The 15,843-nt window shown below is 39.3% G+C and carries 15 protein-coding genes and 1 tRNA gene; 10 read left to right on the top strand and 6 right to left on the bottom strand.

Annotated features, from left to right (window positions below):
- Positions 1-24: 24 nt before the first annotated feature.
- Both ABI125_06795 and bshB1 read right to left on the bottom strand, forming a co-directional pair.
- A tRNA-His gene (locus ABI125_06795) sits at positions 25-100 on the bottom strand.
- 183 nt (positions 101-283) lie between these two features.
- Complete coding sequence (gene bshB1 / locus ABI125_06790) at positions 284-1,000, bottom strand: bacillithiol biosynthesis deacetylase BshB1 (GenBank protein ID XCF07559.1); 717 nt, start codon at positions 998-1,000, stop codon at positions 284-286.
- Positions 1,001-1,263: 263 nt separating this feature from the next.
- On the opposite strand from bshB1, the gene ABI125_06785 reads away from it, so the two are divergent.
- Positions 1,264-3,105 carry an SLC13 family permease gene (locus tag ABI125_06785; protein ID XCF07558.1) on the top strand — a complete coding sequence of 614 codons (1,842 nt, stop codon included), beginning with the start codon at positions 1,264-1,266 and terminating at the stop codon, positions 3,103-3,105.
- Between the two features lie 80 nt (positions 3,106-3,185).
- On the opposite strand, the gene ABI125_06780 is transcribed toward ABI125_06785, so the two are convergent.
- Positions 3,186-4,592, bottom strand: a complete 1,407-nt coding sequence (locus ABI125_06780) for an MATE family efflux transporter (GenBank protein XCF07557.1) — start codon at positions 4,590-4,592, stop codon at positions 3,186-3,188.
- A 198-nt stretch (positions 4,593-4,790) separates the two neighbouring features.
- On the opposite strand from ABI125_06780, the gene ABI125_06775 reads away from it, so the two are divergent.
- Entirely contained in the window at positions 4,791-5,447 is a 657-nt protein-coding gene (locus ABI125_06775; protein ID XCF07556.1) for an HAD family phosphatase, read from the top strand.
- Between the two features lie 21 nt (positions 5,448-5,468).
- Here ABI125_06775 and mscL read toward each other — a convergent pair whose 3' ends face one another.
- Positions 5,469-5,909, bottom strand: coding sequence for a large conductance mechanosensitive channel protein MscL (mscL, locus tag ABI125_06770; protein ID XCF07555.1), 441 nt, complete (start codon positions 5,907-5,909; stop codon positions 5,469-5,471).
- A gap of 172 nt (positions 5,910-6,081) precedes the next feature.
- On the opposite strand from mscL, the gene ABI125_06765 reads away from it, so the two are divergent.
- On the top strand, positions 6,082-6,705 hold the full coding sequence (locus tag ABI125_06765; protein ID XCF07554.1) for a transcriptional regulator: 624 nt from the start codon (positions 6,082-6,084) through the stop codon (positions 6,703-6,705).
- On the top strand, positions 6,699-7,415 hold the full coding sequence (locus tag ABI125_06760; protein ID XCF07553.1) for a DUF3307 domain-containing protein: 717 nt from the start codon (positions 6,699-6,701) through the stop codon (positions 7,413-7,415). Before ABI125_06765 ends, ABI125_06760 begins: the two co-directional genes overlap by 7 nt.
- A 23-nt stretch (positions 7,416-7,438) precedes the next feature.
- Here the strand turns inward: ABI125_06760 and ccsA are convergent, their stop codons facing one another.
- Both ccsA and ABI125_06750 read right to left on the bottom strand, forming a co-directional pair.
- Complete coding sequence (ccsA, locus tag ABI125_06755; protein XCF07552.1) at positions 7,439-10,624, bottom strand: cytochrome c biogenesis protein CcsA; 3,186 nt, start codon at positions 10,622-10,624, stop codon at positions 7,439-7,441.
- Between the two features lie 193 nt (positions 10,625-10,817).
- Positions 10,818-11,222, bottom strand: coding sequence for a group III truncated hemoglobin (locus ABI125_06750; GenBank protein XCF07551.1), 405 nt, complete (start codon positions 11,220-11,222; stop codon positions 10,818-10,820).
- Positions 11,223-11,282: 60 nt separating this feature from the next.
- Here ABI125_06750 and ABI125_06745 point away from each other — a divergent pair, with 60 nt between their 5' ends.
- From ABI125_06745 to ABI125_06720, 6 genes are all read left to right on the top strand, one after another.
- Positions 11,283-12,050 carry a DUF2520 domain-containing protein gene (locus tag ABI125_06745; GenBank protein XCF07550.1) on the top strand — a complete coding sequence of 256 codons (768 nt, stop codon included), beginning with the start codon at positions 11,283-11,285 and terminating at the stop codon, positions 12,048-12,050.
- On the top strand, positions 12,031-12,561 hold the full coding sequence (locus ABI125_06740) for an HAD-IIIA family hydrolase (GenBank protein XCF07549.1): 531 nt from the start codon (positions 12,031-12,033) through the stop codon (positions 12,559-12,561). Before ABI125_06745 ends, ABI125_06740 begins: the two co-directional genes overlap by 20 nt.
- An 87-nt stretch (positions 12,562-12,648) precedes the next feature.
- The gene (locus ABI125_06735; protein ID XCF07548.1) at positions 12,649-13,557 is read left to right on the top strand and encodes a geranylgeranylglycerol-phosphate geranylgeranyltransferase; all 909 of its coding nucleotides are present in this window, start codon (positions 12,649-12,651) and stop codon (positions 13,555-13,557) included.
- 106 nt (positions 13,558-13,663) lie between these two features.
- The gene (locus ABI125_06730; protein ID XCF07547.1) at positions 13,664-14,254 is read left to right on the top strand and encodes a Maf-like protein; all 591 of its coding nucleotides are present in this window, start codon (positions 13,664-13,666) and stop codon (positions 14,252-14,254) included.
- A 28-nt stretch (positions 14,255-14,282) separates the two neighbouring features.
- Positions 14,283-15,224 carry a septum formation inhibitor Maf gene (locus tag ABI125_06725; protein XCF07546.1) on the top strand — a complete coding sequence of 314 codons (942 nt, stop codon included), beginning with the start codon at positions 14,283-14,285 and terminating at the stop codon, positions 15,222-15,224.
- Positions 15,225-15,274: 50 nt separating this feature from the next.
- Positions 15,275-15,823 (top strand): mechanosensitive ion channel domain-containing protein, encoded by a 549-nt coding sequence (locus tag ABI125_06720; GenBank protein XCF07545.1) that lies wholly within the window; start codon positions 15,275-15,277, stop codon positions 15,821-15,823.
- Positions 15,824-15,843 lie beyond the last annotated feature (20 nt).

Genomic DNA, 15,843 nt, shown 5'->3' with positions numbered 1-15,843 from the left:
GGAAACCGAGAGGCTTTTATTTTTGGGTGGAAGATCGGTCTCGAACCGACGACCTCCTGAACCACAATCAGGCGCTCTAACCAACTGAGCTACAACCACCATGTTTTTTTATTTTAAACTTTAAAAAAGTTTTCAAAAGGAAGGCTCTAACCAACAAGATTAAGCCACCGTGTAATACGCATTATAAATGCGAGTGCAAATGTAAATGTTTTAAGCTTATCTACAAAACCTTTTTTTAAGATTTCGTGCTAAAAAACTAAAATAAAAACACTTTTTTGTTCAACTACTTCAAATCGAACAGACTATCGACAGCCACATGGCGCTCTACGGTAAAGCCTTCGGCATGTTCAACCCCAATTAATCGGCCTAAATCTCGCGCACGGTAAATCACACTATCTGTAAAATTCTTACTTGATATGGGTGTTTCAGGCTCTTTACTATCTTCATTAAAAAACTGTGTTTTATAAGCCAGAACCGCCTCCATTTTTTTATCTACAAACCCAGAAATATCAACCACAAAATCGGGCTCTATATTCTTCCACTGTATATAGTGATACACTTGCTTTGGGCGCCAAGCACTTTGCAGCTCATTATTTCTAATGGTTTCAATTTTTGCCAAACCACTTAAAAAACAGGCATCACTAGCCAATTTACTAGCTTTTCCGTGGTCAATATGTCGGTCGTCAACAGCATTGCACAATACAATTTCGGGTTGGTACTTTCGGATGATTTTTATGATTTCCAACTGATGGATTTTGTCATTCACAAAAAAACCATCGGCAAATCTTAAATTTTCTCGCACCGATACGCCCAATATTTTTGCCGAATCGGCGGCTTCCTTATCACGAATTTCAGCAGAACCACGAGTACCCAATTCACCTCGGGTTAAATCGAGAATACCTACTTTTTTTCCCCTTGCCACCTCCTTTGCAATGGTTCCGCCGCAACCTAACTCCACATCATCCGGATGAGCCCCTATAGCCAATATGTCTAATTTCATAGTTTTCTATTCTTTTTCGGAAAAATTTTCTCTTTTTAATTTACGTAAATCCTGTTTTAAACTACATAATCGTAAAATCTATCATTACGAAAACGTATCCTCCACTCCTTCTTATTTCATATTCAGCTAAATTTTGAAAACTGTCCAAAAAAAATGGCGAATGTTCAAAGCATGATTTATATCATAATTAGTCACTAACCGTCGTAGTAATTTTACACCGAAAATAAGTAACCAAGCAATAAAGCTAACAAATATAGCGAGATATGATCTATTTAATGCTCCTCATTTTAGTAATAACCATAGCCCTTTTTGTTTGGGGCAAATTTACCCCAGATATTGTTGCTCTAATATCGATGCTAGCCTTGTTTTTAACAGGTATTTTAACTGCCGAAGAAACCCTTAGCGGATTTAGCAACCCGACTGTTATTATGATTGCCGCACTTTTTATTATTGGCGAAGGTATTGCACAAACGGGATGGACGGCCATGGCCGGTAAGAAATTTGTAGAATGGGCCGGAAAAAGTGTTCCTAAACTATTGGTTATTGTAACCTTGGGCGGCGGCGTACTTTCTGGATTTGTAAGCAATACCGGAACAGTTGCAACCTTAATGCCCTTAACGATTTCTTCGACTTGGAGCATTGGTACTCTTCCCTCTAAAATGCTAATGCCCGTTGCTTTTGGCTCTAACACAGGCGGACTACTAACCTTAACCGGTACCCCGCCCAATATTATTGCCAGTAATGCTTTGGTTGATGCCGGGTTTGAGGGTTTTTCGTTTTTTGAATTCGCCTTAATTGGTGTCCCCTTGTTGGTTATTGCCATTCTCTATTTTAAGTTTATTGGCTATCGGTTGCTTCCTAACAACAAAACCAACAACAAACCGGTAAATATTGAATCGACCCTACACAATTGGATTGAGGCGTATAAAGTTGAAGATGGATATTACCGATTACGTGTGCGCTCTATTTCTCCACTGTTAAACACCAAAATTGAAGACTGGAAATTCGAAGAAAACTATAACGTTTCCATTATAAAAATAAAGAGAAGACATCCTAATTTATTGAAAAAAATACCGACGTTTATCGAGCTTCCCGACCCAAGCACCGTGTTTCTTTACCACGATATTATTACCGTAAAAGGTGACACCGAAGCTATTAACAAACTCATGATTAATTTTAGATTAGGTCTTTTGCCTCTCGATTCGATTGCAGACGAGCTGAAAAACAATTTAATCAACCAAGAGGTCGGAATGACGGAAGTGATCGTAAACCCCAATTCTACTTTGGTGGACAGAACTTACAATATGCATACCTATTTTCAGCGTTTTGGTATTCAACTACTGGCGGCTTCGCGAAACAGAAAACCAATTTTAGAAAACGAAATAAAGGTGAAAACCGGTGATGCTTTTTTAATTCGCGGTACCTGGGCCCATATTGAAGACCTAAAAAAGCAACATGAAAACCTCGTGATTATCGGTAGCCCCGAAGGAATGGCTAAAAATGTAGAAAAGCTAAGTCCGAAATCGTATATCGCTTTGGGCTCATTAATTTTAATGATTCTGTTTATGGTGCTTAAAATTGTACCGGGATCGATTGCAGCATTAATCTCTGCTGGTATCGTTCTTTTAACGGGCTGTGTACCCATATCTAAAGCCTATAAAGGTATCAGCTGGACCAGCGTGGTGATGATTGCTGCTATGATTCCTATGGGGCTGGCATTACAAAAAACAGGAACAGCCCAAATTATTGCAAACGGCCTGGTAGATTATCTTGGCTCCATCCACCCTATTTTATTATTGGGAGGTATCTTTTTGCTCACCACTACATTTAGTCAAGTTATAAATAATTCGGCTACAGCGGTACTCATGGCTCCCATTGCTATTTTAGCTGCCAATTCTTTAAATTTATCTCCCGAACCATTTATGATTGTAGTGGCCATAAGTGCTTCAACAGCATTTTTAACACCCATTGGCACGACAACCAACGCCATGGTCATGACTGCCGGAGCCTATAAGTTTATGGATTACCTTAAAGTGGGAGCGCCGCTATTGCTCATCTTTTTTATAATATCATTACTACTAGTGCCAACCATCTGGCCATTTTAAAAAACAATAAGCACAACGCGGATGATACCTAAGGAAAACAACACCTGAATAAAGAATTTCAACCTTTAGCATTGTTAGCGCTAAACCTCAACGGTTTTCCATCGACCTTTTTTGAACCAAATCATGGCAACTATTGCAATTACCACCTCTGCCAAAGTTATTGCCCAAAACACTCCTACCGGACCAAAATCCAATGTTAAAGCCATAAAATATGCAAATGGCAATTGCAGTAACCAAAAGCAAACAAAGTTTATATAAGTTGGGGTTTTGGTATCGCCAGCACCATTAAAAGCATTGATAACCACCATGCCATAACCGTAAAAAATATAACCTACAGCAATAACCCGTAAGCATGAGCTTCCGTATTTTACCACATCAGAAGTGGCATTAAACAACTCAATAATTTGTGGGGCAAATACTAGATAAACTATAGAAATTATGCCCATAAAAATGGCTGCATATTTTCCTGTTTTCCAAACAGACTGCTCAGCGCGTTCGGGCCTTTTGGCACCTAAATTCTGCCCCACCAATGTTGCTGCGGCATTACTCATGCCCCAAGCTGGCATCAAAGTAAACATCATCACCCTAATGGCAATGGTATAACCTGCAAGCACTTCACTGCCAAACTCGCTCATAATCCGCATTAAAAACACCCAACTGGACGTTCCTATTAAAAACTGCCCAATACCGCCCATCGATACTTTAATCAAATTCAGCATAACTCCAACTTGCAGCACCAAATCCTTAACGGCGATTTTTATTTTACTGAAACCAAAAAACAAAATCCCCAATTGGAACAACACGGCCGTACCCCTACCAATAGTGGTTGCAATGGCGGCACCTTTTACCCCAAAAGCAGGAATGCGGCCGAAACCAAAAATAAAAATAGGATCTAGCATGATATTAAGTCCGTTTGATAAAACCAACGCCCACATAGCCACCGATGCATCGCCAGCCCCCCTAAAAATGGCGTTGATTAAAAACAGAAGCATGATGGTAACATTTCCGGACAAGAGCACTTGGGTGTATCCATAACCCTCGGCAATTAAATCGGGCTCGCCCCCCATTAATGCCAATATTTCTTTCGGGTACAGAATCCCGACAACGCTAATAAGAGACGCCACAAAAACGCCTAAGAAAATCACCTGAACGGCTGCGTGGCGTGCTCCTTTTAAGTCTTTTTCACCCACCCGCCGGGCTACAATGGCGGTTGCTGCCATGCTCAACCCAATAGCCAAGGCATAAACCAAAGTGATAACCGATTCGGTCAACCCAATAGTAGCCACTGCATTAACACTCACTTGCGAAACGAACATGATATCAACAAGCGCGAAAATAGATTCCATGAGCATTTCCAAAATCATGGGTACGGACAGCATAAAAACGGCTCTGCGGATGCTACCCGAGGTAAACTCCTGTTCTTTTCCGGTTACCGCTATTTTAAAATATTGAATGTATTGTTTAAAGGATATTTTATTTGACTGCATAATAAAAAGTAATAATATGAAAACTAACCAAGCAAAATCACCTGGCCTTACCCCGCTCTACATGAAGTTGTTAGAGCATATTCCTAAAGTCAAATTAAATAATCATAGTGCGCAAATATTGTAAAATAATTCTAAACTACAAAAACAGATTTTAGGGTGTTATTTGCAATTCCCATATATTCGCATAAAAAATTTAAGATGTTAAAAGCTGTTATTTTTGATATGGACGGGGTTATAATAGATAGCGAACCCCTGCACAACAAAGCGTACCACGATATGTTTGATGAAATTGGTATTGAAGTATCTGCCGAAATGTACCAATCGTTTACCGGACAATCTACCATAAACATTTGCAAACGCCTGTGCGATCATTTCAATTTAGAGCAAACGCCCGAACATTTAGTATCACTAAAGCGCAAACACTACAAACGTTTTTTTGAAAGCGATTCTGAACTAACTCTTATTGATGGGGTTTTAGACCTCATACAAGACTACCACAACAATGGGGTTACCTTAGTTTTAGGGTCATCAGCCTCTATGGGTGGCATCAATCAAATTTTTGAACGCTTTGATTTAAACCAATATTTTAAAGCGAAATTTAGCGGCGGCGACTTAAAACAAAGCAAACCGCACCCCGAAATTTTTCTTAAGTCGGCCGAAGCCACAGGCTATAACAAAGAAGAATGTTTGGTAATTGAAGATTCCACCAACGGCGTTGAAGCGGCCAAAGCAGCCGGTATTTTTTGCGTGGGCTACGACAGTTTCCATTCTAAAAACCAAGATTATAGCAAGGCCGATATGGTGATATCAGACTTTAAAGAGATTGCATACCAGAAAGCTAAACACCTTGTGTAATCTGTTTCCTTTTTACAGCTCCTATTTAGCCTTTAAAAGCCGGTTTTGTTCTTCCATCAAATCATTCAATTTGGTGAGCAATTCAATATCCTTTGGAGTTGAAACCGCTTTGTCCTTAACATCGTTCGCACGGTTTTTCAAACGGTTCATAAACTTCACCACTACAAATACAGTAAACCCGATAATTAGGAAATCGAGCATAACTTCGCCCAAAGCCCCGTACCCAATGGCTACTTCATTTTTTAAAATATCGCCATCCGTATTGGTTACGGCATCCCTCAATATAATGCGTTTATCCTTAAAATTCACCCCATCGGTCAACAACGATAATGGAGGCAAAAACACCTGTTTAACAAGCACATCAATCACTTTATTGAACGATGCGCCAATGATAATACCAATGGCCATATCTATCATATTGCCCTTTACAGCGAACTCTTTAAATTCCTTTAATAGCTTCATGTTTTCTTGTTTTTAATATGGTAGCAAAGATATTGCAATACCCCTTTATTATAAACCAAAATATTTACCCTTTAGATGATATTTTAAATTATAACCTTTAAAGCTAATATTTTAAATTATTAGTTTTTAAGATAATATTTTGTAAGTCTGAACCAAATTAACTACTTTTATCATGCTTATTTTTAGAAGTATTATGACGAGCGTTATTACAGGCGATATTATCAACTCCCAGGAAAAACCACCCGAACAGTGGCTCGAAGCCCTCAAAACCGTTTTGAATACTTTTGGGCCATCGCCAAAAACTTGGGAAATATACCGAGGCGATAGTTTCCAGGTGGAAATTGCCCCCAAAAACGCCCTACACGCTTGTATTCTAATAAAAGCCCACATTAAACAGTTTGACGAACTGGATGTTAGGCTGGCCATTGGTATTGGCGACAAAACCTACCATGCCGAAAAAATTACCGAGGCTAACGGCAGCGCTTTTGTGTATTCGGGTGAATGTTTTGAAAACCTGAAAAAGACGACACTGGCTTTAAAATCGCCTTTTGATACCTTTGATGCCGCTATGAACTTGATGTTGGAATTAGCCTTACTCACCATGGACCATTGGACTAGTAATTCGGCCACTTTGGTTAAAACCGCTTTAGAGCACCCAGACTTCAACCAAAACCAAATAGCCGCCCTTTTAGGAAAAACCCAAGGCAACATCAGCCAAGGCTTAAAACGTGCGGGCTTTGATGAAATTTCGAAACTTATTCAGTATTTTAACAATCAAATAGAACGCCTATGCTAACCTTCGCCATTCAATTGATTTTAGCGCATTTAATAGGCGATTTTTTACTTCAGCCACAAAAATGGGTAAACCATAAAGAAACCCATAAATACAAGTCGAAGTTTTTATATCTTCATATTTTGGTGCATGTTTTTGCACTAATCATTATACTACAATTCAACTTTAAATACGGCTTGGGCATAGCGATTATAGCGGTTTCACACTATATTATCGATCTTATTAAACTGTTACTGAAGTCAAGGTTTAATAATCGGTTGCTTTTTGGTTTGGATCAATTGGCCCACTTTATCGTCATTGCTTTGGTAGTTCATATTTACTACCCATTTAGCGTTGATTTAATATCTATTCTTAGCACCCAAACCCTGCTCTTTATCACCTGTATTTTAGGGGTTACGAAAGTATCGTCCATTATAATGAAAACCCTAATTTCAAAATGGGATGTTTCCGAATATACCAATAAAGCTTCACTGAAAAACGCCGGCACTTATATTGGAATCTTGGAGCGTTTGTTCGTTTTTATTTTTATCATTACCGACCACTGGGAAGGCGTGGGCTTTTTAATTACAGCCAAATCGGTATTCCGTTTTAGCGACCTTACGCAGGCCAAAGACCGAAAACTTACCGAATATATTCTGATAGGCACCCTACTGAGTTTTGGCCTAGCCATTGCTTTTGGATTATTGTATGAATATGTTTTAGAATGGATTTAATCACTCTATATCTATTCAACTCATCACTTCTTATAATACCGTGCATAACCACGATAGGCAAAAAATCCTAAAATGGCCACCAATACACAAGCTATGGTAATAAACTTAATGCTCACAATTTGGTCGCCGCTAGCGTAGCTATGCAATCCAGCCAAGTAAAAATTCACCCCGAAATAGGTCATGATGATGCTGGCAAAAGCAATGATGGCCATCAAATTAAAAAACCATCTACCACGTAAGCCTGGCACCAAGCGTGCATGGATCACAAAGGCATATACCATAATACTGATGAGCGCCCAAGTTTCTTTGGGATCCCAACCCCAATAACGGCCCCAGCTTTCGTTAGCCCACATGCCTCCCAAAAAGTTTCCGATGGTAAGCATTACCAAACCTACAGTGAGCGCCATTTCGTTAATAATAGTGAGCTCCTTTATGTTCAAATCCATTTTCTTTTTGTTGGATTTGTTGGTAAAAATCATCAATAATAGCGATACCACACCCAAAATCATACCCAAGGTAAAAGGCCCGTAACTAGCCACAATTACTGCCACATGAATCATTAGCCAGTAACTATTCAATACCGGTTGTAAATTGGCTATGGCGGGATCCATCCAGTTCCAGTGAGCAATCATTAAAATCATGGCCGTTACAAATGCCGTTGACGCCATGGTTAAATCACTTTTTCTTCCGAAGGCGAGTCCGAAAAACATCGTTGCCCAAGCCACATAAATCATCGATTCGTAGGCATCACTCCACGGTGCGTGCCCTGAAATGTACCAACGGACAATGAGTCCGGCCGTATGCAGCAGAAACAAGCCGACAATAATCCATTTGAATACGTTTACGGAAATATTCAACGGTTTGCTATTGTCTTTAAAAATCTGAACTATCAGCAAAACAAACATTAAAAAACCGGCATATAAATACCAACTAAATAGCTTTTTAAAAATATCGTACTTGTTATAAAGGATTTCCGCATTAACTTTTTTATCGCTAAGCATCACCTCGCTACCGTAACGGTGCTGTGTTTTTTTGAAAGCTTCCAACAGTTTTTCGGCCTCTGAAAAGTCGCCCGTTTTTTTCGCCTGGTTTACAGTAAACAAATACGTTCTGAAACCATTTTTCACGAAATTACTGTATAATGAATCTTGAATTACGGAAGGGTCTTTTCTGAAGTCGAAGGGTGAGATCCATTTATTGTTATCGTCGTTTGGAATTGGGAAAATTTTCAGCGACATCCCCTCAATGGTATTGTACAGCAAACTAACCCGTTGGTCGGTTTCCTTAAATTCCTTTTGAAATCCGTTGGGTATTTGCGCTTTATAAGCTTCTTCTAAAAAAGGCGCCAATTTATACTCGCCCCTTTCGGTGAAAAAATCGGCTAAGGCTGCATAATCTTCAGACTTCTGAATATTGATAAGCGATCGGATGGAATCGCCCTTTTTCGGCTTTAAATAAATGATGGGCACATTGTACCACAGCATCGGGCTTTCCTGAATGGACAAGAACACTTGGTTGGCATCAAAATCTTCATAACTGTCGTGCTTGCTCAATTTACGAAGCATTTCGGAAGCATAGGTGTTAACAGGCATCATGCGTCCGCTTAAATCCTGAATGACCAAATGGCCAAATTTATCGGCGTGTTCCTTTGGGGTGATATTCGCCTTTAAAATAGAATCGATTTGCGTTTTGGTGGTTTTGGCGTGGTTGTGACCATCATCTGCCGAGTGCTCTTGAGCCATAGCACCTAGCCCAAAACAAAACACCAATACCCCCAACACCTTTTCTTTTTTAGCCTTTACTTTTTCAAGAAGTTTTTTAAGCTCTCCAAAACGGGAATGTTTACTGAACAAAATGGCCATAAGCCCAAAATACAACATGAAATAGCCAATGTAAGTAATAAGTGTTCCCCAATAATCATGGTTTACGGAAAGAATGGTCCCTTTTTCATCGGGATCAAAACTCGATTGGAAAAACCGATAGCCATCATGGTCCAGAATATTGTTCATGTAAATTTTATAATCGAAATCGCCAGTTCGCTCATCCAAAACGGTCACTTCACTGGAATATGCAGAGTAGCCGCGCTCGGTTCCTGGATAACGTTCGGCTTCAAAATCGTTTAATTTAATGGAAAATGGCAACTCCAAAACTTTAGATCCGTATTTAAAGGCGAAATCCAATCCGCCAACATTGATTTGTTTAAACTGACTATTGGTGCCTTTTCCGCCCAACAATCCTATTTTTTTGGTTTCCCCGTTTGTTGTGACTTTTAACACCAAACCATCTTCATCATTTTTAAGCAACTGTGATTTTTGAACCACATCAAAATGGCCTTTAACCACGGGCTTCGGAAACACCATTTGCATGTTTCCTATTACATAGCGCGAGCGTAATATTAACGGCTGTATGCTGTCTTTTACCAATTTACCTTGTGCCATGGTAGCCATGGTCATGTACTCGCCATCGAACGGCGAATTGATGGTGAGCGAATCGCCTTCATAGGTAATGTTGATGGCCCCATCGGTGTGTTTGTTCAATGCAAAAAGGATGTTGTGGATGCTGCTTACCTGTCCTACTTTTAAAAAGTGGTTGTGCGGTCCGGCCTGTCCGGCTTCAACAATTTTCAAATATTCCTCGCCATTTTCATCGGGAACAATATCTTCTTCTGCCCCAACAATAAACTTCTCCAATTCTATAGTAACAGGCTGTTGATCGTAATTGGTTTCGATTTTAAAATCGTTTTCCATTCTTCCAGAAAAATCGACTTCCCGCTCTATAGGCAAACGCTGTGGCACACCATCAATCATATAATCGCCATCAATGTATGTGGTGATATATGTTTTTTGTGAAAGAAAAGTATTTTCTGTAGCGCCTTCCCGAATTGCCATCATGCCTTCAAAACTCACATAACGCGTAATAAAGGCCCCGATAAGAATAAATATAAATGCAAAATGCAAAATAAATGTGGCCCATTTTTCTTTTTTGTAAAGACGATATCTAAAAATATTACCTACAAAATTGATGACAAAAAACACCATGATGGCCTCGAACCACCAAGCGTTGTAAATTAAATTTCTGGTGTAGGGTGTAGGTGAGGTTTCTTGACCGGCATCAAGAATAGTTCCTGTTGCCATAGCGGCAGCAAAAACAATGAATAATACAGCGGTAAGTTTGGTTGAAAAGAAAATATTGGCCAGTTTTTTCTGCATGATAAATGCCTGTTTTTAAGGTCGTGCAAATTTAGGGATTTAAGTTTATTTTAAAGTGTTAAAGTATATTAAAAAGATGGAAGACTGAAGCGTGAAGTTTGAAGATAGAAATACAACGAAGGAAACCTAAAACACCCTCGCAAGGACACCAAGACGCTAAGTCTTCTCTTAATACTGCTCACTGAAAAACTACCTATTGCACACTCCTAGCCTGAAACATACTCATGTGCAGAAAAGTCGCCATTTTTCGGGCGCGACGCTTGGCATTTTCAGCCACTTCACCTTTAAAAAGTTCGTCGATGGTTTGTAACCACAGGTTCAACCAGATACCAAAATGCTTTTCGGAGATGTTGTAGTTGTTTTGTGCATCTACCTTTATGTGAGCCTCCAAAGGGTTTCCTTGGTATTTGTTTTCCAGTTTTCGTGTCATAAACAAGCTGCTTTCCCAAAAGGTGGTTAAAAGTTGCAAATGTTCTTCCCAATTAACAATAGCTTTGTTGAAAATAGGTCCTAAAACAGCATCCTCCCTAACTTTTCCGTAAAAAGTAGAAACCAGTAAAAAAATATCATCACGGGTATTGATATCGGTTTTAGCCATAATGCACAAAGATAAATCAACTTGGTTTTTAAATCGAGGTTTATTGATTATTTTAGCCAAATGATTAATGTAGTACTCATTGGGGCCGGAAACGTGGCCACCCATTTATTTAAAGGATTCAGCAAAACCGAAAAGGTTTCGGTGGTGCAATGGTTCAATAGAAATTTAGAGGCCATAAACCAACATAAAAAAAGTGTTGAAATCACCAATAATTTAAATGATTTAAAGGAAGCCGATGTTTATATTTTGGCAGTTAGCGACGATGCCATAGCCGAACTTTCTACACAATTACCGTTTGAGAATCGACTGGTGGTACACACCTCAGGTTGCGTTAACGTGCATAATTTAGATAAAAAACACAAACGCGGGGTGCTTTACCCACTACAAACGTTCAGTAAAAATGCAGAAGTCGATTTCGCTAACGTTCCCATTTGTATTGAAACGATTGATAAAAAAAGTTACCCGTTACTCAAAGAATTGGCTTTGAGCTTGGGGAGTCCCACAAAAAGGGTTAACAGCAACCAAAGGCGCGTGCTTCATTTGGCCGCTGTATTTGTAAATAATTTTACTAATCAATTGTTTCGCATTGGCCACGAAATTACCGAAAGCGAAGGCACCGAATTCGATTTATTAAAACCGCTTATAATGGAAACCGCCAAAAAAGTGCAGGACATGTCGCCTTATATGGCACAAACGGGTCCGGCAAAGCGAGGCGACCAAAAAACCATTAACGACCATTTAAAACTTCTGGACAACGAGCACCATAAAACCATTTACGAACTTTTAACCGCATCGATACAACACACTCATGGAAGAAAAAAGTTATAAAGAATATTTAGAACACATTACCACATTTATTTTTGATGTTGACGGCGTTTTAACCGACGGCTCGGTAACCATTACCACCACCGGAGAAATGCTGCGCACGATGAATACCAAAGACGGCTACGCCATGAAAACCGCCCTAAACAAAGGATTTAACATCTGTATTATTTCTGGCGGCACAAATGAAGGCGTTCGTGTTCGGCTGAACCATTTAGGAGTAAAGGATGTCTTTTTGGGCTCGAACAATAAAATTGAACAGCTAAACCAATATTTCGATGAAAACGGTATAAAATCTGAAAATGCACTTTACATGGGTGACGATATTCCAGATTTCCCGGTGATGGAAATGGTAGGTCTGCCCTGCTGCCCACAGGACGCCGTGCCGGAAATAAAAGGCATTTCAAAATACATTTCGCATAAAAAGGGCGGCAAAGGCGCCGTTCGCGATGTAATTGAGCAAGTATTGAAAGTACAAGGCAAATGGAGTGGTAATTATGGGGCTAAGTATGACTAAATTGTTTCTGGTTTCAAGTTTGAAGTTATTGGTTAAACACTTAGCATTTTACAAGCCGTAACATTACGAAACTTGAAACCCAAAACCATGAACCTCCTAAAACTCATCCGCTGGAAAAACCTTTTGATGATTGCCACAGTGCAATTGCTCATTAAATACGCGCTTTTAGAACCTTTTGGTGCACAGACCAGTTTGGACGGATTCGATATTTTTCTTTTAATTTTTGCGACCATTTGCATTGCCGCAGCAGGAAACGTTGTTAACGACATTTACGATATTGAAACCGACCGCATCAACAAACCCCATCGGGTTATTGTTGGTAAATCCATTTCAAAAAATACGGCTTTTAATCTTTTTATAGCTCTAAACATCATTGGTGTGGGTACTGGGTTTTATTTGTCGCACGCTGTGGGAAAACCGGCATTTTTTTCGGTGTTTATTATTATTTCCATTTTGCTTTATGTGTACGCCACTTATTTAAAACGCACCTTGCTGATTGGCAATTTGGTTATTTCCTTTTTGGTAGCCATGAGCCTAATCATTGTCGGCATTTTTGAATTGCTCCCCGTAATAACTCCCGAAAACAGAACCACCCAAACCCTGTTTTTTAAAATGATTTGGGACTATGCCCTATTTGCATTCTCCATCAATTTTTTGCGCGAAATAGCCAAAGATATTGAAGATATTGACGGCGATTACAGCCAAGGCATGAACACTATGCCCATTGCTATTGGTCGGGCTCGAAGCAAAAACATTTTGGCCGTATTAAATTTTATTCCGCTTGGCGGCATAATTTATCACTTGAATACCAACTTTTATAAACAACCCTACGCTGTGGCTTATTTTTTAATTTTTGTGGTAGGGCCGCTCATTTACATTACCATAAAAACGTTTAACGCTAAAACGAAAAGCGATTTCCGCCATTTAAGCACAATGTATAAATGGGTGATGTGCTTTGGTATGCTGTCGTTGTTACTTTATTTGTTTATTTTGTAATTTTCCCACGAAAGAGAATAACTAAAAAGCACTCTCTCAAAGGCGCTAAGACGTAAAGTTGTTTTTAATGCAAAACACTGAAAACTGAGATTTCAAACAAAAAAACATGCTAGAACAAAAACTAAAAAACCACCATATTATATTGGCATCCGGATCGCCCCGACGTCAGGACTTTTTTAAGAATCTAGGTTTGGATTTTGAAATTCGGTTAAAACCGGTGAAAGAGGAATCCCCTAAACGGCTTACCCATTTCGAAATCAGCAATTATTTAGCACAACTCAAAGCCTTGCCGTTTAAAGACGAATTGCAACTCAACGATATTTTAATTACCAGTGACACCATTGTTTGGCACAACAACACAGCTTTGGGAAAACCCCGAGATGCTAAGGAAGCATTCAACATGTTAAAATCATTGAGCGGTAACACCCACGAAGTGATTACCTCGGTGTGCTTTACAACGCCCACTTTTGAAAAAACCTTGCACGATATCGCCAAAGTGACTTTTAAGGCACTCACAAACGAGGAAATCAATTATTACATTGAAACCTACAAACCATTCGATAAAGCTGGAGCGTACGGCATTCAAGAATGGATTGGCCAAATTGGCGTCACTAAATTGGAAGGCTCGTATTTTACCGTAATGGGCCTACCCGTCCACCTTGTTTATAAAACGTTAACAGCCATTGCTGATCTATAATTTGTTTGTAATTTTAAACCAAAACACCATGCTACAAATTACAGTAAAAGGTCTTATTTTCACTTGGGTACTTGTTTCAGCTACATTTATTTGTTGCAAGAACGAAAAACAACAAGACATAGCGCTCCACTGGAAAACAGAATTTAAGATTGGAAAAAACTTCGAAAAAAAGCAGCTTCCTGAAACTTTTAAAAACTATTGGTATGCCGGCGAAGCCGAAATTTCATCATATAAATTAGAACAAGCCCGCTATGGCGAACTCCGTGAAGGTACTGCTGTTTTGGTTTACGTTACCGAAGATTTTTTGCCCAAAATTCAAGTAAAAGCCGACAGTAGAAATGAAAGCACCATTCCAATTTTAAAGCTTAATGCCACAAAAAATTTCAACACAGGCATTTACCCTTACTCGATTATGCAGAGTACGTTTTATCCGGTGAGCAACAACCAACACGCCCTGAAAGTATCGAGTTCCATCCAGGAGTGGTGCGGGCAGGTTTACAGCCAAATTAACAATCGAAATCAATTTGAAGTGACGTCGCACTCTTATTTTGAAGCGGAGGCCGACGAATCCTTCAAACTTGAAAAGTCTATTCTGGAAAACGAACTGTGGACGCAACTCCGCATCGACCCCAAATCCTTACCCATAGGAACTCTAAACATTATTCCTTCATTAGAATTCATCCGCCTAAAACACATTGAAACCAAAGCCTACCAGGCAGAAGCCGAGCTTACCGAAGGGCAGTACACCATTGACTACCCCGAATTAAATCGGAAATTAACAATAAACTTCAACCCTAATTTTCCTTACGATATTTTAAGTTGGGAAGAACGCTTCAAAAGCGGCTTTGGAGATAGCGCACAACTGCTCACCACCAAAGCCACAAAGCTAAAAACAATCAAATCAGCTTATTGGCAACAGAACAGTTCTAAGCACGAAAAATTAAGGAATTCCTTGTTTTTAAAACAATAGGGATTTCATTTTTGAACGTATCTTTACCACAAACAATAACTCAATAATTTATGGTTTTAGATTTTTTTGAAACTTACCAAAAAGAACTGATTATAAGTGGCATTATCCTATTTTCGCTATTCATCATTCGCTATATCACCCATTTTACCATTACCAAAGTGGCCCGAAAAAATGGTATTAACGATGCCCGTATCCGATTGATTAGGCGTTACATCACCGGAACCATCTTGTTAATAGCCATACTTTTAGAGTCTATCGTTTTTGGAAACATAGAGGACATCGCAGTAGTATTTTCGTCTGTTTTTGCTATTATAGGTATTGCTCTATTTGCTATTTGGTCCATTTTAAGCAACATCACCTCGGGCATTATTATGTTCTTTAACTTTCCGTATAAGGTGGGCGATAAAATAGAAATACACGATAAAGACTTTCCCATTACGGGAATTATTGAAGATATCAGGGCGTTCCAACTGCACCTTCGTCTTGATAATGGCGACTTGGTAACTTACCCCAATAACCTCATGCTTCAAAAGGCGGTAACCTTAATTGAAAAAGATGCCATTGATGCCCCCACTGAAGATGATGGCGAAGCTGTATAAATTATTACTATATTTAGCTT

It is taken from the genome of Tamlana crocina, from assembly GCA_040429635.1.
In the GTDB taxonomy this organism is placed as follows: domain Bacteria; phylum Bacteroidota; class Bacteroidia; order Flavobacteriales; family Flavobacteriaceae; genus Flavisericum; species Flavisericum crocinum.
The sequence above is the reverse complement of the archived record's forward strand: the minus strand, read 5'-3'. Positions and strand labels throughout refer to the sequence as shown.

Coding starts and splice junctions, on each gene's coding strand:
- bshB1 (XCF07559.1), bottom strand. CDS start 1,000: ATGAAATTAGACATATTGGCTATAGGGGCTCATCCGGATGATGTGGAG.
- ABI125_06785 (XCF07558.1), top strand. CDS start 1,264: ATGATCTATTTAATGCTCCTCATTTTAGTAATAACCATAGCCCTTTTT.
- ABI125_06780 (XCF07557.1), bottom strand. CDS start 4,592: ATGCAGTCAAATAAAATATCCTTTAAACAATACATTCAATATTTTAAA.
- ABI125_06775 (XCF07556.1), top strand. CDS start 4,791: ATGTTAAAAGCTGTTATTTTTGATATGGACGGGGTTATAATAGATAGC.
- mscL (XCF07555.1), bottom strand. CDS start 5,909: ATGAAGCTATTAAAGGAATTTAAAGAGTTCGCTGTAAAGGGCAATATG.
- ABI125_06765 (XCF07554.1), top strand. CDS start 6,082: ATGCTTATTTTTAGAAGTATTATGACGAGCGTTATTACAGGCGATATT.
- ABI125_06760 (XCF07553.1), top strand. CDS start 6,699: ATGCTAACCTTCGCCATTCAATTGATTTTAGCGCATTTAATAGGCGAT.
- ccsA (XCF07552.1), bottom strand. CDS start 10,624: ATGCAGAAAAAACTGGCCAATATTTTCTTTTCAACCAAACTTACCGCT.
- ABI125_06750 (XCF07551.1), bottom strand. CDS start 11,222: ATGGCTAAAACCGATATCAATACCCGTGATGATATTTTTTTACTGGTT.
- ABI125_06745 (XCF07550.1), top strand. CDS start 11,283: ATGATTAATGTAGTACTCATTGGGGCCGGAAACGTGGCCACCCATTTA.
- ABI125_06740 (XCF07549.1), top strand. CDS start 12,031: ATGGAAGAAAAAAGTTATAAAGAATATTTAGAACACATTACCACATTT.
- ABI125_06735 (XCF07548.1), top strand. CDS start 12,649: ATGAACCTCCTAAAACTCATCCGCTGGAAAAACCTTTTGATGATTGCC.
- ABI125_06730 (XCF07547.1), top strand. CDS start 13,664: ATGCTAGAACAAAAACTAAAAAACCACCATATTATATTGGCATCCGGA.
- ABI125_06725 (XCF07546.1), top strand. CDS start 14,283: ATGCTACAAATTACAGTAAAAGGTCTTATTTTCACTTGGGTACTTGTT.
- ABI125_06720 (XCF07545.1), top strand. CDS start 15,275: ATGGTTTTAGATTTTTTTGAAACTTACCAAAAAGAACTGATTATAAGT.